Below are 25,129 nucleotides of genomic sequence, written 5' to 3' on the forward strand. Positions count from 1 at the left end.
GGTTACAGTGCCTAATATGACGCCTTGGTAACTTGTGATACAAGTCGCATTTTTGGTGCTGAGGATAAATAACCGAACAAGGACTCCCCGTGTTGACCGTACGTGCGGCCCGAACTGATGATCTGGGCGCCATCGTTAATCTGGAACGCTACTGTTTTCCTCCCGAAGTCGCCTTTGGCCGCAGCCGCTGGCACTATCTGCTGGCCCACGCCAAGGGGCGCACCCTGTTGCTGCTGGATGAGAAGCATCAGCTGATGGGCTATCTCTGCCTGCTGGAGCACAGAGGCTGGGATCGGCTGGTCATTCAGGCGCTGGCCATCCGCTGGACGGTGCGCCGTCTGGGCTGGGCCCGCCGCCTGCTGGAGCAGGTGATCCACGAGGGCAAGGCCGCTGGCTGGGGGGCGATCCGGCTGGAGGTGGCGGATGCCAACGAAGAGGCGCTGGCGCTCTATCAGGGATTGGGATTTCGTCCCCAGCAGCGGCTGGCGGACTACTATGGCCGCGACCAGCACGCCCACCGACTGGTGCTGCCGCTGGTGAGCGACGAGGAGCGTGAGCGGCGCAGAGTGGCTCGCACTCAGGCGTGCAAGCCCTCTTCACGGGCTAACTGATCATGTTGAACGAGCAGAATCGAGGAGCAGGATGAGCTGCGACAACTGCCTTGCCACCGCCATCAGGGCCAAGCTGGGGCGCTGCCCGGTCTGTGCCATCCAGACCTTCATCATTGGTCTGAGTGGTTGGCTGGTCTGGTGGTGGTGCGGCGCCGATACCTCGGTCAACGCCCTCACCGGCCTGCTGTTTGCGCTGGGTGGCTCGGGCCTGTTGCTGCTCCATCTGGTGGTATTTGTCTGGCGCAAGGCGACCGGACGTGAATTGAGCGATGAATGAATCTTAATAGATTCAAACAGATAAATAACAATATCGGTGTAGATATGGAGGTTCAGATGATTGCAATGGTAACGGGCGCCTCGTCCGGTTTTGGTGAAGCTATCAGCCGCCAGCTGGTGCAGGCGGGGTACAAGGTGATCGGTACCGGTCGCCGTGCCGAGCGGCTGGCTGCGCTGGCTGACGAGCTGGGCGAGCAGTTCCTGCCGCTGGCATTCGACGTGCAGGACAAGGCGGCCACCCGCGCCGCCATCGCCGGCCTGCCAGCCGCCTGGAACGAGGTGGATCTGCTGGTCAACAACGCCGGTCTGGCGCTGGGGCTGGAGCCGGCCCACAAGGCGGATCTGGAAGATTGGGAGCAGATGATCGCCACCAACATCAGCGGTCTGACCCTGCTCACCCGATTGCTGCTGCCGAGCATGGTGGCGCGCAATCGCGGTCACGTCATCAACATCGGCTCCATCGCCGGCACCTACCCCTATCCGGGCGGCAACGTCTACGGCGCCACCAAGGCGTTCGTGAAGCAGTTCAGCCTCAACCTGCGCGCCGATCTGGCGGGCACCGCCATCCGCGTCACCAACGTGGAGCCGGGCTTGTGCGGCGGCACCGAGTTCTCCAACGTGCGCTTCCACGGTGACGACGCCAAGGCGGCCTCCGTCTATCAGGGGGTGGAGGCGATCCAGCCGGACGATATCGCCAATACCGTGCTCTGGGTGAGCCAGCAACCGGCCCACGTCAACATCAACAGCATCGAGATCATGCCGGTGGCCCAGACCTTCGGCCCGCTCAATATCAGCCGTCGCTGATCGCTGCATTGGCTGAAACGAAAGAGGCTCCCTTGGGAGCCTCTTTGCGTTGGCGAGCCGGTCACAGGCTCATGATCTTCTTGAACTCCTCCGGCGAATACTTCTTCTCGCTGCGCTTGGTGAGATCCGTCATCAGCTTGTAGCGCAGCGTTTTGGCCATCTGATAGGTCTGCTCCAACTGGCCATAGGAGTAGTCGGCGGCCAGCCCGATGGCGGTAGCCTTGTCGCTGGCGTAGGCCTGTTTCAGGCTCTTGTCGAGCAGCGCTACCTCCTTGTAGAGCTTGCGGCTCTCCTTGCTCCAGACGCTGCGCAGTAGCGGCAGGTACTTGTCCGGATCGGCGCTGGCCAGCGCGGTCAGGCTGCGGAACTGCCAGTAGGCGGAATCATCGGAGTAGCTGTCGCTGCCGGTGCGATAGGGCAGGGGGTAGGATTCCAGGGTGTTGTAGAGCGGCACCATCACAGATTCGGCCAGCACGCCGTAGCTCTGCCAGATCAATCCCTGCAGCTCTTTGGGCATCTCCTTGCGCAGCTGGATGACGTGGGATTCCAGCTGGCGATCGACCCGGATCGGCCGCTCCGCCTTGCCCGCGAGCGGCGTGCCCTCATAGGTGGCGCTCAGCAGCCAGGCCACGTCCGGCACGGCGATGGGGGCATCCGGCTTCATAAACAGCGGATATTGCGCCTGCCGGGTCGCTTGTTTGTGGGAGGCCGTCAGCATGTTCTGGCCGAGCCACTCCCGATCCACGTTGTAGGGATCGGCAATCACCCCGAACGCCTTGGCGAAGTTGAAATCTTTCGGGTCGGCGTTATCCAGCAGTTTGTGCTCGCGCACGAACTCCAGCAGCTTGGGCGAGTGCAGCACATCGGCGCTGTCGAGATTGACGCCGTGGATTCGCAGGCCGTTGGCCACCATGGCGTAGCTGTCGTCCGGCACCCGCACTGCGATCCAGTGGTGGCCGGAGCCGATCTCCATCAGCCAGGCCTCGTTCACATCCGCCAGATAGAGGCTGTTGCCCTCACCGGCGCCATATTGCTCCACATAGTGGCCAAGCAGCTCGACCCCCTCTTTGGCCGTCTTGGCCTGCGGCAGGATCAGGGTCGGGATGATAGCTTCAATCACTCCCTTCTCGATCAGCGGATCGGCTTTCTGGGCCTTGTCGTTGACCTCGGCACTGGTGGTGGCCGAAATGGCGACGTTGAACTCGTTGATGCCGCGCTCCTCGTAATACTTGCCGTCCGGGTCGCTGGACGTCGCATCCCAGTCACGAATGGCTGAGTAGGCGAAAAACGCCTTTGGCATCGGCACTTCCAGCCCGTTGCCCAGTTTCCAGACTTTGCCCTCGTTCTGCTGCGCGGGCCGGAAGGCGAGGTACTTGTTCCAGTTGTTGACGCCAAAATCCTCGTTTCTGGCGATCATCACGCTGCCATCGGCACTGGCGCCCTTGCCGACGATAAGGCCGGTACAGGCGTCGGCACTGGTGCCAAGCAGGGTGAGCAGGGTGGCAGAGAGAAGACTCAAGGTGTGTTTTTTCATAGGTGTACCCGAAGGGTTGCGGTGAGTGAGAGTCAGACGAGGGGATGAGGTGTGGGGAGGCTGCAACTCCGAACTGGCAGCGGAGTGAGCACGGCAGATTGGTCTGCCTGTTATTGGTTTTTCGAACAGATCATCCATGACACGGCTGGCTGGTTGCGATGTGCGCCAAAATTGTATTCCCGAGTGGTTGTTTATTTTGTGATCAAGCTGCGGTTCCTGACTTTTCTCTGGCATCGTGGCACGTGGACGGCGAAATGTGCCAAAACAGCGTGGGCAGGCAGCAGATGAGTCATGATTCTGACACCTGCTTGCGAGGGATGCGTGGTGAGATCCGCCATATCTCTGGAACTCGCACTATCTGACAAGTTGGCCTGTAACTTGCTGGTTTAATTGATAATGGTGGGGCCTGACGCCCCATGTGACCGGATCAGCCTGTGCCCATTGCCGCAGATGCGCACCGAATTGGAGCCCCCATGGATATCAAACCCTACAGCCAGCAGCTTGCCCAGAGCGCATCCAACAACCGTGCCCTCGCTACCCTCAACAGTGCCAGTAGCGGCGGTCAGGGCGGTGGCTGGGAGGAGATGGTCAGCCTCTCCACCCAGCGCATGACCGGTCAGGCCCAGCAGGTGCTGACCTACGAACATCTGGCCAAGAACAACAAGTTGCCACCGGCGCTGGATATGAGCTCCGACAAGGGGAGCGTGGTGCAGCAGCTGGTGGACAAGGCGCTTGGTTTCGATCGCAAGAAGTTCAACGAGATCGAAGAGAAGCTCAAGACCATCGCCGATAACAAGAAGCTGACGCCGGAAGAGCGGGTGGAGCAGAGCAAGCCGCTCAACGAACAGCGAGAGGCGATGCTCAAGGAGGCGATGGATCGCCTGACCGGCAAGAAGAGCTCATCCACAGATGAGGCCAAAACTGCCTGATCCTGCCGCGGTTCTGAGATCTACCCGGTCGGCACCGATGGGCCAGTGTCGACCGCCGATGGGCAAGCTTCTGCCACCTCTTTTGACCTCACCTCCCCACAGGCGCACAATGTCCGCGCATTGAGCCAGTCGAGGAGTCCGCCGTGTACAACTTCCAATATGCCAATCCGACCCGTATCTGTTTCGGCGAGGGGCAGATCGCCAGCCTGCCCGAACTGATCCCGCCCGGCAGCCGGCTGCTGGTGCTCTACGGCGGTGGCAGCATCAAGCAAAACGGCGTCTATGAGCAACTGACCCGGGCGCTGGAGGGGGTGACGTGGCAGGAGTTCTCCGGCATCGGCGCCAACCCCAGATTCGAGCTGTTGATGGAGGCGGTGGCGCAGGTGAAACGCGAGCGCATCGACTTCCTGCTGGCGGTCGGCGGCGGATCGGTAGTGGATGGCACCAAGTTTGTTGCGGCGGCCGCCTGCTACGAGGGGGATGATCCCTGGGATATCTGCGGCAAGCAGGCGAGCGTGCACAAGGCACTGCCGATGGGCTCTGTGCTGACCCTGCCAGCCACCGGCTCCGAGAGCAATCCCACCTCGGTTGTGAGCCGGGGGGATGTGAAGGTCTCCTTCAGAAGCCCGCTGGTGCAGCCGCAGTTTGCGGTGCTCGACCCGACCACTACCTACAGCCTGCCGCCGCGCCAGACCGGTAACGGAGTGGTGGATGCCTTCGTCCATATTGCCGAGCAGTACCTCACCTTTCCGGTGGGAGGCGAGGTACAGGATCGGCTGTCGGAAGGTTTGCTGCAGGTGCTGGTGGAGAACGGCCCCAAGGCGCTGGCGGAGCCGACCAACTATCAGGTGCGGGCCAATCTGATGTGGGCCGCCAGTCTGGCGCTTAACGGCCTTATCGGTTGCGGGGTGCCGCAGGATTGGGCCTCTCACGCTATTGGCCATCAGTTGACGGCGCTCTATGGGCTGGATCACGGCCAGAGCTTGGCGGTGGTGCTCCCCTCACTGCTGCGTGAGCGGGCGAGCCAGAAGCAGGACAAGCTGGCCCAGTTTGCCGAGCGGGTGTGGCATTCGACCCGCGAGGACAAGGCCCTGCGCATCGAGGAGGCGATCATCCGCACCGAGCAGTTCTTCCAGAAGATGGGACTGGGTACCCGGCTGGCTGACTATGGCCTCAGCGAAAGCTGCATTCCGGCGGTCTGCTCCAACCTCAAGCGGGTGGGGCGCACCGCGCTCGGTGAGCAGCAGGATATCGACCCGGATCGGGTGGCACGCATTCTCGCCCGCGCGCTATAAGCCGGCGCCGGTTTGTGTCCCTGGCTGATGCATTTTCCCAATTAAAGAGGGCCGCTTGTTGCGGCCCTCTTGCATGACGGGTTAGCCGATCACTCGGTGCGCGCCTTCAGATAACCGGCGTAATCCGGGATCTGTACGCTGAACGCTTGCCGCATATGGGGGCTGTCCATGATGAAGTCGGCGGTCGCTTCGTTGGTGGCGACCGGGATGTTCCAGACTGCCGCGAGGCGCAGCAGCGCCTTCACGTCCGGATCGTGGGGCACCGCATTGAGGGGATCCCAGAAGAAGATCAGCACATCGATCTTCCCTTCGGCGATCAGGGCGCCGAGCTGCTGGTCGCCCCCCATGGGGCCGGAGAAGAGGCAGGTTATGGGCAGTTGCGCCTGCTTGCCGAGCATGGTGCCGGTGGTGCCGGTCGCATAGAGGTGGTGGAGCTTGAGCTCCTCCTTGCGGCGCATCACCCAGTTCAGCAGAGGGGTCTTCATGTTGTCGTGAGCCACCAGTGCCACCCGTTTGTGGGGCGCCATCTCGCGTGCAATCTGTTCCATGGAAATCGTCCGTAGCATTGTTATTGGAAGAGAGCCGTATCCTAATCGAAAGCGGCGCCCGTTACCTTGCCGGGCGCCGTAACTGTGATCACTTCGACTGTTCAATCCACTGCTTGTTCTTCTGCTCCAGCACCGAGATGGGCAGCATGCCGTATTCCAGCACATGGTGGTGGAATGCCTTGAGGTCAAAGCCTCCGCCCAGTGCCTGCTCGGCCGACTCCCGCATCCGGATCAGCGCCAGCTGGCCCGCCTTGTAGGAGGTTGCCTGACCGGTGTAGGCCATGTAGCGCGGCACCTCGGAGCTGATGTCCCCCGCCCCCAGCGCCGAGTTCTCCTTCATGTAGTTGACAGCCTGATCGTGGCTCCAGCCATACCAGTGGATACCGGTATCCACTACCAGCCGCATCGCCCTGAGCATCTCCTCGTTGAGGCGGCCAAAGTATTGCAACTGGTTGTTGAAGGCGGATGAGCCCTCGACCTTCACGTCTCCCACCGCCGGATCATAGAGTCCCCGTCCCTGATATAGCCCCATGTCGTGATCCGCCAGGTATTCGGTGTAGAGCGCCCAGCCCTCCGCATAGGCGGTGTAGGAGGCGTTAGCCACGTACTGCGGGAAGTCGGGGTCCTTGGCGGCCAGCTCCTGGGCGATGGTGATCTGGAAGTGGTGACCCGGCGCCGCCTCGTGGGCCAGCAGGGTGCTGATGTTCCAGCTCTGCAGACCATAGGGGTAGTATGTGTTGAGGAAGAACTGCCCCTTGCGGCCGGTCTGCGGGTTGCCGTCCTGATACCAGGCCACCCCGCCGTATGGCGCATCTTCATAGGAGACGGGCACCACCTCGTAATCCAGTTTGGGAATGGTACGTTCGGCATCGAAGAAGTCCGGCAGTACCAGTGCAGCCTTGCTCTTGAAGATGTTGTACTCCTGCAGTGCCCGCTCGTGTTCGGCCAGCGCCTGCTGCTGTGGCCCGCTCAGCATCGCCCCGGCTGCATTGTCCGGGTTGAGGCCGGCGGACCAGACCTCTAGCGGGTTCTGATAGAAGAAGGCCGGCTCGTTCAGATAGCGGAAGAAGGCGTAGATTTGGCCGCTCTGCTTGCTCTGGCTCACGTCGTCGCTGTCACACTTGCCGACGGTATGGCATACCTTGACCATGGCAGCGAAAATCCGCTCTACCTCGCTCAATCCCAGCTCATGTATCTGCTCGGGTGTCATATTGGTGGTGGTGTGCTTCTTCAGCAGCCAGCTATACCAGTCTCGCCCGTTGGTCATGCCACAGAAACCGTCGTCACACTCGCCACTACCCAAGCGCACTGCATAGGCGCCGCCATGCTGGTAATCCAGATAGTTTCGCAGCGCCAGATAACGGCTGTTGATGCTGTCCAACACGGCTTTGTAGTCTGCTCGCAGTGTGGCATCGGCATCCCCCGGCAACTGCTGCCAGCCGAGGTAGGAGCCGGCGATCGCCTCCCCATCCAGCTTGCTGTTGAGCTGGGCCAGCAGCCGGTCTACCAGCTCATCAGGCAAGGTGTTGCCCTGAATACTGGCCAGCTCGAACTGGTGTTTCACCTCGGCAAGATAGACATCATAGGCCTTGAGCCAGTTGAGGTGTTCCTGATACCAGGCCAGCGGGGTCATTGTTGTCTTTGCTCGGGCTGCCATTGCAAGTACCGGCGCTGTGTCTGTGCGGTCGAGATCCCGTCGCCATGCGCCATCACCCGGCGTGACCCTGTCGGCCGAGCTGTGCTCGAAATAGTCGAAGCCACTGCTGGCGGTGCGAGCCGCTTTGCCGCTGGCAGGGGCTGCTCCGACGTCATCTGCCAGATCCACCACGCGGTTGCGGAAGTGATGGATCGGGATCTGGGATTGGGGTAAATCGTATCCTTCAAGATTGATCTGCAAGTCCCAGCGGATCATGTCGTAGAACAGCCGATCCCGCTCACTTAGCACCGTGGGATCCAGAGCATTCAGTCGTTGGAGCAGTGAACTGTCGAGTGCTTTGCGCTTGGCGATGCTGGTGGCATCGATGGCAAAACCGTAGGGGTCGAGCGATTGGCTCTCGCGCAGGGACTCATCCATGGTTTGCATCAGGGATGCTTTGGTGGCTGCGGGATCTGCAGGTGCGTTCGAGCTATTGTCATTGCAGGCGGCAAGAGACAGGGCAATGGCGCAGGCTAGCGCGAGCTTGTTGGGTAGGAAGTGCATGATGTAGTCCTTTCACATGTTGTTATTGTATGTCCCTGTGAGGGGCCCCAATAGTGCAACTCCCAAGCGTCTGTTTTTGCGATCTGAATAGCAAAAATACGCTTATTTTTCATGCTGATAAGTGGTGTGAAAAGCTATGCAGCCAGACATTAAAAAACCCGCCTGAGCGGGTTTTTTAACCGTTTTTTCATGCCATAACTATTCAGGATGAACTGTGGTGCAGTTGCGACTGCTGGTAGTTCTCCAGCCCGATGCGATCGATAAGATCGAGCTGGGTCTCCAGCCAGTCCACATGCTCCTCTTCATCCTCCAGGATCTCCTGGAACAGGTCGCGGCTGATGTAGTCCTGCACCGACTCGGCGTAGGCGATGGCCACCTTGAGGTCGGGGATGGCATCCATCTCCAGCGAAAGGTCGCAGCGCAGCATCTCTTCGACGGTCTCGCCGATACGCAGCTTGCCCAGATCCTGCAAATTGGGCAGCCCTTCGAGAAACAGCACGCGCTTGACCAGCTCGTCGGCGTGTTTCATCTCATCGATAGACTCGTGATACTCCTTGTGCCCGAGCGCCTTGAGGCCCCAGTCATCGTAGATGCGGGCGTGCAGGAAGTATTGGTTGATGGCAATCAGCTCATTGGCCAGCACCTTGTTGAGGTGGGCAATGATCTTGGGATCTCCTTTCATCGACAGTGCTCCTTGGTTCGTGCCTGAGGCTTCGATCGTTAGAGCTTAGTCCAGAAAAGTGACAACAAGAGGTCTGGCGAGCCAGCTCGCCTGAGAAAAGGGGTGACCCTGTTGGCGGGTCGCATCAGAAAAGAGGTGTCAGGATCAGGCCACTTCGTAGTAGAGCACGGGTTGCTCCTGCTCCATCTTGTCGAGCTCGGCGGCGATAATCTCCATGGTCATGCGCACGCATTTGCCACATTGGGCGCCCACCTCGAGCGACTGCTTGAGCTGACGGAATTCGCTTTTACCTGACTGCACCGCTTTGCGGATCTGGGTATCTGTGATACCGCGGCACAAACAGACGTACATGATGGTCACCTCTTGTGGAATGAGATGAAATCTAAATGAGAATGGTTCGTAGTGCAAATAACCATTGGTAATAAGATCCCCTGCTTGCCACTGTGCAACCCCTTGGGGACAATGCTGGCAACCAGAGGAGATCACCATGCTCAAGAAACTGTTCAGCGCCCTGTTCGGGGGCGAGCCGACCAAGGCGCCGGAAGTCACTCCCACCGAATATGCCGGCTATCTCATCTATCCCGAGCCGATGGCAGAAGGTGGCCAGTATCGGCTGGCGGGCCGCATCACCAAGGAGCTGGATGGCGTGCTGCAAACCCACCGTTTCATCCGCTCCGATCTGTTTGCCAATCCGGCCGATGCCGAGCGTTTCATGGTACAGAAGGCTCACACCTTTATCGATCAGATGGGAGATCGCATGTTCGAGCCCCGCAAACCGGCTGACAGCCAAGCTTCATGACACAGCAAGAGGTCACCCTGCTGTGCGAGGCGCTGGCCCGCGCCGGTGAACGGCGTCTGATCTGGCTGGAGGGGGAGGAGGCCGACTGCATTGCCCGCGCCCAATCCCTGCTCGGCGAGACGGTCTTCTGGCTGGGAGCCGGGCCCGAGTGCTATGCCCCGCAACCGGCCGCCAAGGCGCTGCAGCGGCTTGGTCAGGAGTGCGACACGCTGGTGTTCAACGCCTTCAGCGGCTTTCATCCCGACGCCTTCGGGGCGCTGGCTGGCACTCTGCGCGCCGGTGGCTTGCTGTTGCTGTTGACGCCACCCAGAGCGCAGTGGCCCGCATGGCCGGATCCCGACCGGATCCGGCTGGTGGCCCAGCCGGAGGAGGCCAGTCGGGCCGGTCACGGCTTTATCGCCCGGCTGGTGCGGTTGCTGGACGGGGATCCTGCCCTCTCGCTGGCGCCGCCGATTTGCTCGCAGCCGTGGCAACCGCTTGGGCCCGAGCAGCCATTGAGCTGCGATCAGGCGCGGGCACTGCCCGCCATCCACAAGGTGTTGCACGGTCATCGCCGCCGGCCGCAGGTGCTGAGTGCCGACCGCGGTCGTGGCAAGAGTGCGCTGCTGGGGCTGACTGCCGCCGAGCTGCTGCGCCAGCAGCCAGGGCTGAACATAGTGGTGACGGCCCCCTCGCAGGCAACGGTAGCGACCCTGTTTGCCCACGCCGCTCGTGGGCTAGATACCACGCCGGAACAGCTGACCGGACTGAGCTACTGCTCGCCAGATCGGCTGGTGCACGAGGCGATTAATCCCGATCTGCTGCTGGTGGATGAAGCGGCCGCCATTCCGACCCCGCTGCTCGAGGCCATGCTGGCCCGCCACAGCCGCATCGTGTTTGCCACCACCGAGCATGGTTACGAGGGGACGGGGCGCGGTTTTCACCTGCGCTTCAAACGGGTGCTCGATAGCCAGACCCCGGAGTGGCAGGAGATCCACCTCTCTGAGCCCATTCGCTGGAGTGAGCGTGATCCGCTGGAGCCGCTGATTTTCCGCCTGCTGGGGCTTGATGCCGAAGTGGCAACGCCCTTGCCGCCTACCAGCCCGAGCTGGCGTCTGGTCAGCCAAGAGGCGCTGGCGAGCGATGAGACGTTGCTCAACCAGCTGTTCGGCTTGCTGGTGCTGGCTCACTACCAGACTACGCCGAGCGATCTCAGATCCCTGCTGGAGAGCCCGGATCTCGACATCCATCTGCTGGAGCAGGATGCGAGCCTGCTGGGTGTGGCGCTGGTGGCGCGGGAAGGGGAGATAGAGCCCGAACTGGCCGAGGCGATCTGGGCCGGTCGCCGCCGTCCGCGCGGCCATCTGCTGCCCCAATCGCTGCTGGCCCACGCCGGTTTTAAAACGGCGGGGGGGCGCAGCTACGCCCGGGTGATGCGTATCGCCATCCATCCCGAGCTACACCGCCACGGGCTGGGTTCGCTGCTGCTTGGCAGGCTTGAAGAACATTATCGTCAGGTGGGGATCGATTACCTCGGTTCTGCCTTTTCGGCCAGCGCCGACCTGCTCCCCTTCTGGCGCAAGGCAGGGCTGGAGGTGCTGCGCATCGGCCTGCAGCGGGATGCCGCCAGCGGCTGCCACGCAGCCCTGCTGCTCAAAGCGCTGAAACCCGAGCATGAGATCGAGTTGAATCAATGGCAGCAGCGTTTTGTACGCCAGCTGCCGACCCTGCTGGCGGGTGAGTTGAAAGGATTGGATCCCGAGCTGGTATGGCAATGTCTGCAAGGCAGCACCGCTACCGCAGCGGAGCTTGGCGAGTACGAGCGCGATGAGGTTGAGTGCTTTGCCCTGCATCACAAGCCGTTCGAACTGAGCCAATCCAGCTTGCAGCTGTGGCTGGCACGCCATCTGGCTGTGCTGGGTTCACTGACTCCTGAAGAGCGTTATCTGCTGATCGCTACCATCTGGCAATACGCAGAGTGGGGGGCGCTGGCTGCTAGGTTGCAACTGGCGGGCAAGCCCGCCGTGATCAAGAGTTTGCGGGCGCTGCTGGCGCGTCTCTTGAGTTCCCCTACCACTCGATAGGTTTGCCCTGCCAGTCGAGAAAGCTCAACTCGCCATCCGGTTGCAGCCGGTTCATCAGGTTAATCAGATGGTCGGCTACCAGCTCGGGACTCAGCACATTTCCCGCCGGTACATTAGCGTGAAACGGGCGGGAGAGTGGGGTATTCACGGTGCCGGGATGGAAGGCCAGCAATTTGACGCCGGGGGCCCGCCGGGCCAGCTCGATGGCGGCACACTTGAGCAGCATGTTGAGGGCTGCCTTGGATGCGCGATAGCCATACCAGCCGCCCGCTCGGTTGTCGCCAATGCTGCCGACCCGAGCGCTGAGAACGGCCAGAGTGCAAGGCTCGCGGCCAAACAGCGGTAACAACTGGCTGATCCAGCGCAGCGGCAGCAGGGCGTTGGTCTGGTAGAGGCGGGTCATGGCATCGAGATTGATTGCTTCGAGTCGCTTCTCCGGCTGGATCTCCCCCTGATGCAGTATGCCGTTGCAGAGCACCACCCGATGCGGTCTCGGTGCCAACTCCGCGATGCGGGCTACCGCAGTTGCCATCTGCTCATCGCTGTAATCACTACATAGCCAGTGCAGGGCTGGCGAAGAGGCTTCTGCTGGTGCGGGCTGACGGCTGATGGCAATCACTGGCCCGACACCCGCCGCCAACCAGTGTGTTACCAGAGCCGCCCCGATACCGCCAGAAGCGCCAATCACGACAATGCCTTCACTCATCTCAGGCTCCTTGTGAGTACATGATGGATTTCACCATCCGCCAATGTTGTCCTGATTGGCAGATACGATCGTGCCAGCCTGCGGGATCAAGCGGTTAACGCTGCAATCTTGCCGAGATCCGAGCCGTTGGGTGAAATCCATTCCTATACTGAGGGAAAACCGCAGCGGTCTGCTGCCCGCGCAACCAGAATGAGAGTCACCATGATGTCCAAAGATGGGGAAGAGCGTAAATCTATCCTGACCGAAAGTGGCACCAACGAGCTTGAGATCATCGAGTTTCACCTCAAGAAGCAGCTACCGGACGGTCGTGAAAAAACCGCTTATTACGGGATCAACGTCGCCAAGGTACGCGAGGTGATCCGGGTGCCGGAGACCACTGATTACCCCAATGCCCAGCGCCATATGGTGGGGGTATTCTCCCTGCGGGATCGTCTCATCCCGCTGGTGGATCTGGCGGGCTGGCTCGGCATCAAAACCAACCCTGACCCCAGCCACAAGGTGGTGATCGTCACCGACTTCAACAAGATGGCCAACGGCTTTCTGATCGATAGCGTCAGCAGGATCCACCGGGTCTCCTGGGAGGATGTGGAGTCTCCCAGCCAGTTTCTGGAAGCGGGGGAGAACGACTGCGTGGTGGCCGTGGTCAGGCGCGATGGTAACCTCATCATGATCCTCGATTTCGAGAAGATCATCGCCGATATCAACCCCGAGCTCAGTATGGAGAAGTACGACGTCACCCAGGATCGCAAAGTGCTTATCGACGATCGCATGATGGCGCTGCGACAGGGCAAAACAATTCTGGTGGTGGACGACTCGGCCTTTATCCGCAAGATGATCGAGACCACCCTGCGCACCGCTGGCTACAACGTGATTACGGCCAAGGACGGGGGAGAGGGGCTGGAGATGATGACGGATTTCGATCGTCTGGCCCAAGAGGAAAGAATGCCGGTGACCGGCTTCGTAAATGCGGTGATCACCGATGTGGAGATGCCGCGCATGGATGGTATGCACCTGCTCAAGCGGCTGCGGGATACCCCCTCCTACAAGGAGATGCCCATCGTGATGTTCTCCTCCCTGATGAGCGATGACAACCGTCAGAAAGCGCTACAACTGGGGGCCAATGATACCATCACCAAGCCCGAGATAGGGCGCATGGTGGGGATGATGGACCATATGCTGCTGGGGATCGCCCCGCCTTCGCCAGCCAACAACATCTGACCTGCCGTTAACTTCCAATTAGCCGGTCGAATCCACTGACCGGTGCCTCAAGCGGCCACTCCTTGCCAAGGGGTGGCCGCGCTGTTTTGGCTGTTTGCTGCGATCCCGACGCCCCTTGTCTCCCGGATATGATTCATGTAATGATAATTATTATCATTTGTTGGTGTGAAGCATATGACAGCAACCTGGGTGAAGGGGTGGGTCGAGTCGACCGAAGGTGGCAGCAGCATGAGTCACTGGAAACAGCAGACCAGAGAGGGCAACCGGCTGTTTGACTGCGGCGAGTATCATCAGGCGTTGGCCCATTATCAGCAGGCGCTCTGGCTGGCTCGTCAGCAATTGGTGCAGTGGCACGACGCCGATGAGGCGGTGGCTGCGCTGGTTGTGGCTCACCACAATCTGGCGGATCTGCTGGTGGCCATGACTCTGCCCGATCGCGCCGCCGACCTGCTCTGCTATGTGCACGACTGCCTGATGGCGACCTGTCACTCCCCCCGCTTGCTCCTCTCGCCTGCGAGAGGCTGCATTGCGCCATACCCGCACAACTCGTGCCGAGTTGCTGACGTTCGTACAGCGCCACGGCAGCCACGCCGGGATCATGTGTTCGCTCGGTCACTGCCTGTGTCAGAGCGAGCCCTCATCCCGGCTCCATTAATCCGAACAGAGGTCATCATGAGCCATACCCTGCCTGCCCTGAACTATGCCTACGACGCACTGGAACCCCATATCGATGCCCTGACCATGGAGATCCACCATAGCCGTCATCACCAGACCTATATCAACAACCTCAACGCCGCGCTGGAAGGGGCGCCCGAGCTGGCTGCACTGCCGGTAGAGGAGCTGCTGCGCCGCTTCGATACTTTGCCTGCCACCTTGCAGGGGGCGGTCCGCAACCATGGTGGCGGCCATGCCAACCACTCCCTGTTCTGGCTGGTGATGAGCCCGCAGGGGGGCGGTGAGCCGGGTGGTGAGCTGGCTCTGGCCATCGAGCGGGAATTGGGGGGATTCGATGCCTTCAAGCAGGCCTTCACTCAGGCGGCCCTGAGCCGCTTTGGCAGCGGCTGGGCCTGGCTGGTGGTGGACAAGGCGGGCAGATTGCAGGTGGAGAGCAGTGCCAATCAGGATAGTCCCCTGATGCATGGCCATACCCCGATCCTGGGACTGGATGTGTGGGAGCACGCCTACTATCTCAAGTACCAGAACAAGCGTCCTGACTATATCGCAGCCTTCTATCAGGTGGTGGATTGGGCTGAAGTGGCCCGCCGCTATCAGGCGGCGCGAGGCTGACCTGTCGCCGGGTATGGGTGTGCAGAATCGCCGCCACAACCTGCGCTGTAATAACAAGACCCGCCAGTTGGCGGGTCATCTGTTTATGGTGCGGCTGTGCTGGCGGCTGAAGGGGCCATCGGCATTGTGGGCAAGGCCGCGCTGGGCATCTCGGCGGCGGTTTCTGCCGCGGATTTGGCGGGAGTGACCGGCTCAGTCGTTGCCGCAGCGGATAAAGCTGGAGTGACTTGTTCCGTCACGGCCGAGGAAGATGGAGTAGCCGACTCGGTGGCAACCGCGGCAGATACTGCCGCTGGCTTGGCCTCATCCATCGCCGGTTTGGGCTGTTTGAGGCAGGGTTGCAGGCTGCCGATGGTGCTCAGTGACTGGCAAGGCACAGGCAGACCGATGGGCACAGGAGCGCCGAGGAACTTGGGCCCCTTGTCCAGTACATAGAGGTCGAGTAACCCCATCAGGCGGGCAAAGACTTCCCGCACCCGGGTTCGGATCCCCTGATAGGCGCTGGGATCCTCGGCATTGAAGCCGACCGCATCGATACCGAAATGGCGGGCGATGAAAATGGCCCGCTCGTTATGAAAGCCCTGGGAGACCACGGTAAAGCGCTCCTGGCCGAATACCTCTTTGGCGCGAACCACTGAGTCGAGGGTGCGAAATCCGGCGAAATCCATATAAATGGCGGAGGCGGGGATGCCCGCCTTGATCAGGGCGCGGCGCATCTGGCGTGGCTCGTTGTACTGCACGGTAGCGTTGTCACCGGAGACGATGATGAAGTCCACCTTGGCATTGTTATAGAGCTCGGCCGCCGCCTTGATGCGGTATTTGAAGTAGTGGTTGGGGCCGCCACCGGAGAGATATTTGGAGGTACCCAGCACCACCGCAACCCGGTTGTAGGGCACCTTGTCCACCTGATCGTAGGTGTAGTGACGGGCATCCGAGACGATCCACTCGCTGTAGCCCAGCAGCATGGCAATCAGGGCCAGCAGCAAAACAAGGCAGGCGAGGAGGATCTTGGCAAACTTCTTCATGCGCGGTGCGGTCAGGGTCTGAAGTTGGGAGTGGCTATCGGCATTCTATTACAACTCGGCCGCTGGCGTCAGGCTTGATAACGGGCGGGCACCTCATTCGGGCAGAGGTTGTCGCAGCAGAGGCCGGGAGAGCGGGAGGATGAAGAGAGGGGCTGCGGTGGCAGCCCCTCTGTTGGGTGAAGGTTTATCAGTGGGCGGAGTCGTTACCCTTGCAGGCGTCTGACTCCTTGTTGGCTTGCCACCAGGGCAGCAGATCCCGGGCGAGCCATGCCTGATAGGCGTCGCTGTCGTTGGCGATCAGGCGGTCCAGCTCCCCTTCGAAGTCGCTCATCGCCTGCTGTCGATCCGGATTGCGCAGCGCCTGTGCCAGCGCCAGCCAGCTGGCGCCGCGACCGGTATCGTTGAGGAAGCGGTGCACGGTATAGGACCAGGAGTAGACCATCTCGCCACCCTGGTCGTAGTCAAGGTGGAGGATAGCCGCCAGTGTCGGACGCTGGTTGGCGGGGCGGTTTGCCACGTTATCCAGACCCCGGGCAAAACACTGCCCGTGGGCGATGTACTCTGCAACCCCCTCGGCCCACCAGGTGGTGCGGTTGAGCGGATAGTGGCCGAAGCTGCCGTACTGGTTAAAGCGGCCATCCAGATAGTGAATGTACTCGTGGCGCAGGTTCCACACCTGGAAAGCAGGGCGTTTCCACTCCGCCTCATAGGCGAAGAAGCGGGCCTGATTGCCGGGGCGAGCCGGATCCCCCTCGATATAGATGCCGCCATTGTCGGTGGAGACGCCAAACAGCGCGCTGCCGTAGCGGCCCCAGTCGGCGGAGGAGTTGAAGATCACCAGCTCCAGCGCCTCGTTGTGATCATCGGCCACCGGTTGCCAGCCAGTCTCCATCTGCTGGTGGAAGCGCTGCTCTTCATCACCCAGCTCGCGGCAGATCCCTTCGGCCTGAGCCTGAGTCAGATCCTGAGCGCGCAGACGCAGGGTGGGTGAGCAGGTGTGCTCGAACGGCAGAATATCTTCCATGCGGATCGGGGTACAAAGCCCGGCGAACTCGCCGCTGACACAGGCTTCGCTGGTGCGATCCGTGTAGGTGAGGTAGTAGCTGGAGAGGGTCAGGGAGACCTCTTCCAGCATGGCGGCCGGATGCTGGCCACCCGGGATCAGCCCCTGCTGGCGCATGATGGCGATGACATCGCGATCCAGCTGTTGGCGATAGGCAATCGCCTTATCCGGGCTGGTGTGATGGAGGTAGCGCATCATCTGGTAGAGGCGGCTGTGGGCATCGAGGATGTTGTTGAAGATAAACAGATCCCGTGAGCCATCGCGCTGTTTCCAGAGGGCCAGCTCGCTCAGGCCCAGTTGCAGCAGGCTCTGGCGCAATGCCGCCTCCTGTTGCAGCACAGCTGCGCTGAAGTCAGCCTGCTGACCGTAAGCGGCGCTCTGATCGACCAGATTGAGCAGCTCGAACAGGCCATCGGCCCAGGGTTTGTGGCCATTGATCTGTGCCGCATGTTGCACCGCGTAGCCGAGCGCCTGGTTGAGCTGGGCCAGCATGGGGGCGGCATTCTGGCGGAAGGCGGCTTGCCCAAGCTGTCCCTGCGCCGCTACGCTCCAGGCTTCCAGCACTGTGCCAGCCTGATCCTGCGGTTCAGCTCCCAGCAGCAGGGGGTGGTTGAGCAGATCAATCATCACCCCGGCCAGTGCCCGGGCGACCTGATCACTCTCCTTGCCAACGCCGCCGTGGTAGTTGTGGGCGCGCACATAGTAGAGCAGCTTGTCCATTGCCGGATGGGTCGGCTGGTTGGCCGCCAGCAGGGCTCGTATGCCGCGCACCACCGCCATCAGCTTGGCGTCATCGTGGCCGTAATCCGCCTGCCAGGCAGGACTGTTCTGGCCGCTCACGTCGGCCACCAGTTTGGCGGCATCGCTGTCGAGCAGATCCACATCGGGCAGCTCGGGCTCGGAGCAGAGACGACCGTTGGCGCGGCGGCACTCCAGCTGCTCCTCCTTGCTGGCCAGCACGATGGGGCGATTGAGCACCCGACTCTCCTGCCACGCTTTGCTCTCTGGCAGGGGTTGCCACTCGCCGCCAGCGACCGGGTATTGGTAGCCGCTATCTTGCAGCGTTACCTGAACCTCGCTGCCAGTGGGGATCACCTGACGGCAGATGCGATAGCGGATGGTGTTGCTCCCCTCCTTGCGCTCCTGCGGCTCATCACACTCCTGCTGAGGCGTGAGTTGATCCAGCAGCCACTGATAGCGGCGCCAGACATGGATCTCGCTGACCTGAGCGGCCGCCTGACTGCCTGCCACCGGTTGCAGACGGAAGAAAATCTGCTCCAACCGGCCATCCCGCTCGCTCGGGGTCTCTTCAAGTACCTGCAACTGCTGCCAATCCTGCGGCTGATAGTGCCACTCCGACTCTGCGCAGCGGCCTTGTGCGTTGAGTTCGCAGCGATCCAGCTCCCTTTCACTCTGACCCAGGATGATGGCTTGCGGCAGCGGCAGACGATCCTGCCGCTGGGCGGTCGGCGTGCCCGCCAGCTGCTCCCAGCGACCCTGCTTGAGGCCATAACCAAAGTCATAACTGCTGGCGGGAATGAGCTTGCCCGCCGGAATCCGATCTTCACAGCGCACGAAGCGGATCTGCCAGCCCGCATCTACCTTGAGCTGCGGCTCGCCACACTGCTGTTCGGCCAGTGCAGCGAGATCGCTGCTCTGCCAGTCGAAGCGACGGTAGACCCTGAGCTGCTGGTAAGGAGCATTGCTGCTGCGCGCCTTGAGCTCGTAGGTGATCTCGGTGATGCGCGCGGCCAGTTGCCGCCTCGATTCGCCAGTCAGCTGATACTGTCGCCAGTCATTGGGGGAGTAGTTGGCTTGCGCCGAGGATGTAGCCAAAAGCAGGGGGCCTGCCAGCAGCAGCCACCCGGTACCTGAACGGTTCATTTTTATCCCTTTGTTCTTGTTTGTGTATTGTCTTGCGAGTAATCGCAAGGCAATTTACAGGGACTCAAAGGAATATCAATGATTTTTTAAATGACATATAAATCAATGATATAGCGTTGATTTATATGCTTGCTGTTTTTGAACTCCTGCTGCCGTAGTGAGGGCTCACATGCGACTTTATTGAAGAAGTTGTTAGTTGTGTAAAGTGCGTGTCAGATCTCATTTAATCAACACGAGACATGCAGCAAATGACCAGGAAAAGCGAGATGTCCCTGTGGCTTAAGCCACATTATCTGGGCGCATGATGACTGGTGACTCAATCAGCAAAGCCAGCTATTTGTTCGTGAGGAGGCGGGATGAAAAGATATTGGCCGCCTGTATGGGTAGCACAGGCGACCTGATAAGAGTTGCTTTCAACACCACCTGCTCATCTGTTTCGCGCCAATTTCAGCGTCACTACAGATGAGTCATCAGAGATAGCTGACAGTCACGATCGCCATGTTGCTGGCATTGGTCACTTTGTAGCTGATAGTGCTGCTAATTGAGCTGATTTGACCGGCTTGCTGCAAGTGAGCCAAAGGCATGGTTTGCTTGTTCATGCCTGAATAGCAGGTCACGCTGCTGTCAGAAAAATCACATGGAGATTCATAGATAGTGCCAGTAAACGTCACTGAGCCATCAGCCGCAGAAGCTGTGGATGGCAACAAGGCGGTACCAAGCAGCAAGGAGGTGCATACAGAGAAAACTGTCTTGCGAACTAAACGGGAGGCGGTGTGTTGAGCTTTCATATCTATGTCCTTTTCGTCACAGGTGTTGTACGAAAAGGGCAACGCAATCAAAGAGTAATGCCATAAATCGGCAATAACATCACTCTTCTCAGATGGCAGCTCCGCTGTCTTAGGTATCAAAACCCTTAGACCGGTGGCTTTGCGTCCCGACCTTTCGATCGGTTTGCCCTTTACTCTATGTCTAGATGATAACACTCCACTTTGAGAAATCAATCGGCTTAAAAATCATGAGAGATGGATCACAGTTAGTCTGCATAATTAATAACGTATATTTATTTTTTATCTCAAATCATGCCTGTGAATATTGCGGACAAGCCTCTATATTAGCGCGTCATATCTATGATTAATATGTAATGTAGTAGATGTATATTTATGTGTGGGCTGCCAATAATTTGATTACCTGATTACCTGATTACCTGATTACCTGATTACCTGATTACCTGATTACCTGATTACCTGATTACCTGATTACCTGATTACCTGATTACCTCTTTAGGGGGCGGTTTATGAAGTGGTTGATAACTATTGTCAAAAATAGATAGATTATCTTTGTTGTGTTCTTGTTGAAATTTTGTGTGCGACTTTAAATTCATAGTCTGACAATATTGCAATAGATGCCCTTTATATGAACTTTATTTATTTCATGATATCGTTTTATGTTTCATTGTTGGTTTAAGTCGTTGTTTTTTAGGTGTTTATAAAAAAATTTATACAAATCAAAATGTATTTGATGTGCATCAAACGAGTCGTTAATTTGTTCGTCAAGCAAAAGCGGAATGCGGCTTTCTGCACAGACGACAAGGACGTATGTAGTTGTGCAGTTGAGGTGTAGCGGGAACTACCCCTGATGCGGTGTGCTGCTTTTGCTTATTTAAATAAACCTGAAGAGGCACAGTTTATTATTGGCATGACTTCTCATCGGCTTAATGAGAGACGAGCGCCAACAGTTGCTGTGCAGTATATCGCGGCATCACTTAATATCGTGACTCCAGCATGATTGGAGTGATGCAGTACAACACACGTTAATGTAGGTATAAACGAATGAAAGCTAATAAGATTCTGGTTGCTATGGGTGTTGGTTCCATGCTGATGTGCGGCTCCGCTTTTGCTGCTGGTGGTGCCGGTTCCGGTAAAGTCACTTTTAACGGTGAAATCATCAACGCCCCTTGCTCTGTAGCCCCTGAGTCTGTTGACCAGGTAGTTGAAATGGGCCAGATCAGCACCAAAGAGCTGGCCAACGGTGGTGAGTCCAGCTCCAAGCCGTTCAGCATCAAGCTGCTGAACTGTGAAATCTCTGACAAGGAAGATGCCGTCAAGGTGACCTTCAGTGGTGCCAAAGACCCGGTAGACCCCAGCCTGCTGGTGATCGGTGGTGGTGACGCCGCGGGTGCCGGTATCAAGATGACCGCTCCGGGCGGTGCTCCGATCGTACTGGGTACCCCGACTGCCGCCTTCGGCCTGGTCAACGGTGACAACGAGTTGCCCTTTAGCGCCGTGCTGAAAGGCTATGCAAGCCAAGACACCAACCCGCTGAAAGCCGGTGCTTTCACTGCAGTGACCAACTTTACTCTCTCCTACGAGTAATAGAGTGCCTTAACGTGTGACAAGGGTTGTGGTGGTGCGAGCCACCACAACTTCACACATTCTGTTTCCTCACATCGAACCCTAATCATGAAAACTTCAATGATGGCGGCCATGGTGCTGCAACTGGTGATGATGGCGGGATCAGTCCACGCCAACGAACTCACGGATGGACTAGCCGAATCGGGCTGTACGCTGGAGGTGCTGCGCAGTATTCCATTGCAGGCTCAGCAACTGGGCACGCTGAAAATCAGCGGTTGTCAGGTTGACGGGGCAACGGTGGCATCACTGCCTTTTATTTCCATGTCCGTGCGTGGTGCCATGAGCGATGAGCTGGGCATTCTCAATAACGGCCAATATCACAAGGTGTCCGGCGAGCGCTTTATTGTCTCGGATATCGTCAACAGTGATCTGGAATTCAATTTGGGGCTCATGAGCAGTCAGCTGTTTTTCCAAGACAGTACGACGCTGTTAGAACTCAATTATATGTAAGCAAACCAATTGCTTAGTGTAGATACCTCATTACGTGAGACCTTTATGCAATTCCTAGAGTGAAAATATGAGCGTTTCAACATCAGACTCTGTGAGAAAAAAACATTATTCAAAAATGACTTTTATGCTATGCGTGTCCGGCCTGATGGCGGTAGCAAATCACGCATGGGCAGAAACGGAGTTTAATATTGATGCGCTCGATCTGGATGATCGGACCAAGATCGACCTCTCCCAGTTTGCCGACGAAGGCTACATCCTGCCCGGCGACTACTACCTCGAGATCGAGGTCAACAAGAACAAGCTGCCTCTGCAGAAAATCCCTTTCTACGAGAACGATACTGGCAAGGGAAAGGGCGGGGTGGCCTGCCTGCCGCAAGATGTGATCCCCAAGCTGGCGCTGACCGACGAGGCCATCGCCAAGATCGGTACCTGGCACGATGGCCAGTGTGCCAACCTGCTGGCGCTGGACGGCGTAGTGATCTCGAACGATATCGGTAACGGCTTGCTGCGCATTGCCATCCCTCAGGCGTGGATGAAGTACAGCGATCCCAACTGGATTCCGCCCGAACAATGGGATGAAGGGATCCCGGGGATGATGCTTGATTACAACATTAACGCCCAAGTCAACGAAGGCGATGGTTACTCCAATCGCAACATCAGCAGCTATGGTACGCTGGGGTTCAACTACGGCGCTTGGCGTCTGCGGGGTGACTATCAGGCCAGCTCTTACTGGGGCGACAATGAGCGGACATCGACCGAGTTGAACCGTATCTATGCCTATCGTCCGCTGCCGAACATGGCCGCCAAGCTGACAGTGGGTGAGCAGCAGCTCAACTCCCAGTTAATCGATGGTTTCCGCTATACCGGCGTCAACCTGGCCAATGACGAGCGCATGCTGCCGCCTAGTCTGCAGGGTTATGCGCCGGAAGTGAGCGGTATTGCCAAGACCAACGCCAAGGTCACCATCTCCCAGTCCGGCCGGATCATCTATGAAACCAACGTGCCGGCGGGCCCGTTTCGCATCCAGGGGCTGGACAGCTCGGTGCGCGGCCGCCTTGATGTGCGGGTAGAGGAGCAAGATGGCAGTGTCAATTCGTTCCAGGTAGACACGGCAACCGTTCCCTACCTGACTCGCCCTGGCTATGTCCGATACAACCTAGCGGTTGGTGCACCTTCCGAACAGACGGATTCGGTGCACGATGTGCACGGCCCTGCCTTTGTGACCGGTGATTTCTCCTGGGGGGTGGCGAACTCCTGGTCGCTGTACGGCGGCAGCCTGATTGCGGGTGAATACAACTCCATGGGATTGGGTATCGGTCGTGATCTCTATGCCTTCGGCGCTATTTCCGCCGACCTGACCCAGTCCATCGCCAAGTTGCCGGGCCTGTCGACCAAGATTGGCCAGTCGGTACGGGTGAACTACGCCAAGCAGTTTGATGAATACAACAGCTCGATCACCTTCGCGGGTTATCGCTTCTCCCAACATGACTTCATGACCATGTCGCAGTTCCTCAATAACAAGGATCGGTTGGAGAACAACACTACGACCTCGAGCGATGACTACAACACCTGGGGTGACAAGGAGCTCTACACCATCACCGCCAACAAGACCTTCTGGGCGGAGGATGCGGCCAAGGCGCTGACGGTTTATCTGGACTACACCCACAGAACCTATTGGGATCACGAGGCAGAGGATCGCTACGGCCTCTCCATCAACAAGAACGTGAACATCGGCAGTTTCAAGGATGTCTCCGTCTATGTGTCGGCCTACAAGACCAAGACCGAGAACTACGAGGATGACAAGAGCGTCATGCTGACCCTGAGCATGCCGATCGGGGACAGAAAGAGCGCGGGATACAGCGTGCAGTCCTCCAACGGCAAGGTGACTCACCTGGCCACCTATCAGGACTACAGTCGACCGGATGATACCTATCAGCTGGGGGCGGGTGTGCAGAGCAACGGCCACGCCGTGGCGCGGGGTTACTACAACCACAACAGCGACATCGGTGCGGTCAGCCTCAATGCCTACAGCGTGCAGAGCGAATACACCTCGGTTGGTGCCAGCCTGCGTGGCGGTCTGACGGCGACCCAGCACGGTGCAGCCCTCCACCAGGCGACTCGTCGTGGCGGTACCCGCATGATGGTGGATACCGATAATACCTCCGGCGTCTCTTTCAACAATGGCCGCGCCGTGACCAACCGCTTTGGCGTCGCGGTGATCAGCGACATGACCGACTATCGCAAGAGCGACACCCGGGTCGATGTGGATCAGCTGAGCGACGACATCGATGCGATGAACGCCATCAAGCAGGGGACCCTGACCGAGGGCGCAATTGGGTATAATGCTTTCGAAATTGCCGAAGGGTTCAAGCTGCTGGCCAGTGTCAGACTACCCGATGGCTCAGTGCCGCCATTTGGCGCCACCGTCGTCAAGGATTCCGGCCGTGTGCTCTCGGTGGTGGATGAAGATGGCCTGGTCTATCTGACCGGGGTGAAACCGAATGAAGCGTTTGAACTCTCCTGGGGCGGGGCCCGCCAGTGCAAGATAGTGGCGCCGCAACAAGTAACCGATCTGTCGATGAAGACTCTCACTTGCAAGTAATGGGATACCGATGAAAAAGCTGCTCTCTTATATCTGTCTGGCTGCGCTTGGCATGACCTCACTCAACGTCAGTGCCGCCATTGTGCTGGATCGTACTCGTGCCGTTTATCCGGGCGGCGCAAAGTCCATCAGCCTCAACATCAAGAACGAGAACCAGAAGCTGCCCTACTTGGCGCAGGCCTGGATTGAAGATGCCCAAGGCCAGAAGATCTCTTCTCCCTTCGTGGTGCTGCCGCCGGTACAGCGGGTGGATGCCAACCAGAAGTCCATCGTGCGCATCGCCAGTGTGCCGGCCATCGATAGCTTGCCCAAGGATCGCGAGTCCATCTACTACTTCAACCTGCGCGAGATCCCGCCCAAGAGCGAGAAGAGCAACGTGATGCAGATTGCCGTGCAGTCCAAGATCAAGCTGTTCTACCGCCCCGAGGCGATCCTGCCCGAGCGCGGTGCCATCTGGCAGGATCAGGTGCTGATCACCAAGCAGGGCAAGGCCCTCAAGGTCAACAATCCGACCCCTTACTACATCACCTACGTGGGCCTAGGTCATCCACAGGGCAAGGAGCGGACCACCATCAAGGGTTTCTCTGCCTTTATGGTTGCCCCCAAGTCAGAGCAGACGGTCACTATCCCGGAAACCCTGGGTAATGAATTTGTGATCAGCTACGTCAATGACTACGGCGGATATATGGATATCAAATACCAGTGCACAGGCAATGCCTGTAAAGCAGTGAAGGAGAAATGA

22 protein-coding genes, 1 pseudogene and 1 riboswitch are annotated in these 25,129 nt (G+C 58.8%); of the genes and pseudogenes, 14 read left to right on the forward strand and 9 right to left on the reverse strand.

The window, feature by feature from the left end; genetic code table 11:
* The first annotated feature begins 89 nt into the window (after positions 1 to 89).
* The 3 genes from ACW5XC_RS10030 to ACW5XC_RS10040 are packed head-to-tail and all read left to right on the forward strand — an operon-like array spanning position 90 to position 1,691.
* On the forward strand, positions 90 to 611 hold the full coding sequence (locus ACW5XC_RS10030) for a GNAT family N-acetyltransferase (protein WP_042053658.1): 522 nt from the start codon (positions 90 to 92) through the stop codon (positions 609 to 611).
* 31 nt (positions 612 to 642) lie between these two features.
* Entirely contained in the window at positions 643 to 888 is a 246-nt protein-coding gene (locus ACW5XC_RS10035) for a DUF3624 family protein (RefSeq protein ID WP_042053656.1), read from the forward strand.
* 56 nt (positions 889 to 944) lie between these two features.
* Entirely contained in the window at positions 945 to 1,691 is a 747-nt protein-coding gene (locus tag ACW5XC_RS10040) for an SDR family oxidoreductase (RefSeq protein ID WP_042053654.1), read from the forward strand.
* Between the two features lie 61 nt (positions 1,692 to 1,752).
* Here ACW5XC_RS10040 and ACW5XC_RS10045 read toward each other — a convergent pair whose 3' ends face one another.
* Complete coding sequence (locus ACW5XC_RS10045) at positions 1,753 to 3,225, reverse strand: C69 family dipeptidase (RefSeq protein ID WP_042053653.1); 1,473 nt, start codon at positions 3,223 to 3,225, stop codon at positions 1,753 to 1,755.
* A gap of 473 nt (positions 3,226 to 3,698) precedes the next feature.
* Here ACW5XC_RS10045 and ACW5XC_RS10050 point away from each other — a divergent pair, with 473 nt between their 5' ends.
* Together ACW5XC_RS10050 and ACW5XC_RS10055 are read left to right on the forward strand one after the other, a co-directional pair.
* Positions 3,699 to 4,154, forward strand: coding sequence for a hypothetical protein (locus ACW5XC_RS10050; RefSeq protein ID WP_042053651.1), 456 nt, complete (start codon positions 3,699 to 3,701; stop codon positions 4,152 to 4,154).
* A gap of 143 nt (positions 4,155 to 4,297) precedes the next feature.
* On the forward strand, positions 4,298 to 5,449 hold the full coding sequence (locus tag ACW5XC_RS10055; protein ID WP_042053649.1) for an iron-containing alcohol dehydrogenase: 1,152 nt from the start codon (positions 4,298 to 4,300) through the stop codon (positions 5,447 to 5,449).
* Between the two features lie 89 nt (positions 5,450 to 5,538).
* Here ACW5XC_RS10055 and ACW5XC_RS10060 read toward each other — a convergent pair whose 3' ends face one another.
* The 4 genes from ACW5XC_RS10060 to ACW5XC_RS10075 all read right to left on the reverse strand — a co-directional run bounded on the left by ACW5XC_RS10060 (position 5,539) and on the right by ACW5XC_RS10075 (position 9,230).
* Complete coding sequence (locus ACW5XC_RS10060) at positions 5,539 to 5,997, reverse strand: methylglyoxal synthase (protein WP_005354960.1); 459 nt, start codon at positions 5,995 to 5,997, stop codon at positions 5,539 to 5,541.
* Between the two features lie 88 nt (positions 5,998 to 6,085).
* Positions 6,086 to 8,197 carry a DUF885 domain-containing protein gene (locus tag ACW5XC_RS10065; protein ID WP_042053648.1) on the reverse strand — a complete coding sequence of 704 codons (2,112 nt, stop codon included), beginning with the start codon at positions 8,195 to 8,197 and terminating at the stop codon, positions 6,086 to 6,088.
* A gap of 202 nt (positions 8,198 to 8,399) precedes the next feature.
* On the reverse strand, positions 8,400 to 8,879 hold the full coding sequence (gene bfr / locus ACW5XC_RS10070; RefSeq protein ID WP_042053647.1) for a bacterioferritin: 480 nt from the start codon (positions 8,877 to 8,879) through the stop codon (positions 8,400 to 8,402).
* A 144-nt stretch (positions 8,880 to 9,023) separates the two neighbouring features.
* Positions 9,024 to 9,230, reverse strand: a complete 207-nt coding sequence (locus ACW5XC_RS10075; protein ID WP_005335965.1) for a bacterioferritin-associated ferredoxin — start codon at positions 9,228 to 9,230, stop codon at positions 9,024 to 9,026.
* A 136-nt stretch (positions 9,231 to 9,366) separates the two neighbouring features.
* Here ACW5XC_RS10075 and ACW5XC_RS10080 point away from each other — a divergent pair, with 136 nt between their 5' ends.
* Together ACW5XC_RS10080 and ACW5XC_RS10085 are read left to right on the forward strand one after the other, a co-directional pair.
* Entirely contained in the window at positions 9,367 to 9,678 is a 312-nt protein-coding gene (locus tag ACW5XC_RS10080) for an HlyU family transcriptional regulator (RefSeq protein WP_005354958.1), read from the forward strand.
* A complete protein-coding gene (locus ACW5XC_RS10085) occupies positions 9,675 to 11,741 on the forward strand; it encodes a tRNA(Met) cytidine acetyltransferase TmcA (protein WP_042053646.1) in 2,067 nt (688 codons plus the stop codon). The genes ACW5XC_RS10080 and ACW5XC_RS10085 overlap by 4 nt, the downstream gene beginning before the upstream one ends.
* Here the strand turns inward: ACW5XC_RS10085 and ACW5XC_RS10090 are convergent.
* Complete coding sequence (locus ACW5XC_RS10090) at positions 11,728 to 12,447, reverse strand: SDR family NAD(P)-dependent oxidoreductase (RefSeq protein ID WP_042053644.1); 720 nt, start codon at positions 12,445 to 12,447, stop codon at positions 11,728 to 11,730. The two genes, ACW5XC_RS10085 and ACW5XC_RS10090, sit on opposite strands and share 14 nt — an antisense overlap.
* A 201-nt stretch (positions 12,448 to 12,648) precedes the next feature.
* Between ACW5XC_RS10090 and ACW5XC_RS10095 the strand changes: the two genes are divergently transcribed.
* The 3 genes and pseudogenes from ACW5XC_RS10095 (at position 12,649) to ACW5XC_RS10105 (ending at position 14,952) form a co-directional block, all read left to right on the forward strand.
* Positions 12,649 to 13,665: a chemotaxis protein gene (locus ACW5XC_RS10095; protein ID WP_005335957.1), complete on the forward strand. Its 1,017-nt coding sequence runs from the start codon at positions 12,649 to 12,651 to the stop codon at positions 13,663 to 13,665.
* A gap of 174 nt (positions 13,666 to 13,839) precedes the next feature.
* A pseudogene (locus ACW5XC_RS10100) lies at positions 13,840 to 14,320 on the forward strand (hypothetical protein).
* A 17-nt stretch (positions 14,321 to 14,337) separates the two neighbouring features.
* Entirely contained in the window at positions 14,338 to 14,952 is a 615-nt protein-coding gene (locus ACW5XC_RS10105) for a superoxide dismutase (RefSeq protein WP_042053672.1), read from the forward strand.
* An 83-nt stretch (positions 14,953 to 15,035) separates the two neighbouring features.
* Here ACW5XC_RS10105 and ACW5XC_RS10110 read toward each other — a convergent pair whose 3' ends face one another.
* The 3 genes from ACW5XC_RS10110 to ACW5XC_RS10120 form a co-directional block, all read right to left on the reverse strand.
* A complete protein-coding gene (locus ACW5XC_RS10110) occupies positions 15,036 to 15,977 on the reverse strand; it encodes a SanA/YdcF family protein (protein WP_042053642.1) in 942 nt (313 codons plus the stop codon).
* A gap of 187 nt (positions 15,978 to 16,164) precedes the next feature.
* Positions 16,165 to 18,924, reverse strand: a complete 2,760-nt coding sequence (locus ACW5XC_RS10115) for a collagenase (RefSeq protein ID WP_042053640.1) — start codon at positions 18,922 to 18,924, stop codon at positions 16,165 to 16,167.
* Positions 18,925 to 19,394: 470 nt separating this feature from the next.
* The gene (locus ACW5XC_RS10120) at positions 19,395 to 19,712 is read right to left on the reverse strand and encodes a hypothetical protein (RefSeq protein ID WP_005354947.1); all 318 of its coding nucleotides are present in this window, start codon (positions 19,710 to 19,712) and stop codon (positions 19,395 to 19,397) included.
* Positions 19,713 to 19,803: 91 nt separating this feature from the next.
* Positions 19,804 to 19,890, reverse strand: a riboswitch (cyclic di-GMP riboswitch).
* Between the two features lie 863 nt (positions 19,891 to 20,753).
* Here ACW5XC_RS10120 and ACW5XC_RS10125 point away from each other — a divergent pair.
* The 4 genes from ACW5XC_RS10125 (at position 20,754) to ACW5XC_RS10140 (ending at position 25,129) form a co-directional block, all read left to right on the forward strand.
* Positions 20,754 to 21,296 (forward strand): fimbrial protein, encoded by a 543-nt coding sequence (locus tag ACW5XC_RS10125; protein WP_042053638.1) that lies wholly within the window; start codon positions 20,754 to 20,756, stop codon positions 21,294 to 21,296.
* A gap of 99 nt (positions 21,297 to 21,395) precedes the next feature.
* On the forward strand, positions 21,396 to 21,785 hold the full coding sequence (locus ACW5XC_RS10130) for a hypothetical protein (protein WP_042053637.1): 390 nt from the start codon (positions 21,396 to 21,398) through the stop codon (positions 21,783 to 21,785).
* A 67-nt stretch (positions 21,786 to 21,852) separates the two neighbouring features.
* Entirely contained in the window at positions 21,853 to 24,387 is a 2,535-nt protein-coding gene (locus tag ACW5XC_RS10135) for a fimbria/pilus outer membrane usher protein (protein WP_042053636.1), read from the forward strand.
* Positions 24,388 to 24,397: 10 nt separating this feature from the next.
* On the forward strand, positions 24,398 to 25,129 hold the full coding sequence (locus tag ACW5XC_RS10140) for a fimbrial biogenesis chaperone (RefSeq protein ID WP_042053634.1): 732 nt from the start codon (positions 24,398 to 24,400) through the stop codon (positions 25,127 to 25,129).

The organism is Aeromonas sp. 25-AL00135 (assembly GCF_054052385.1).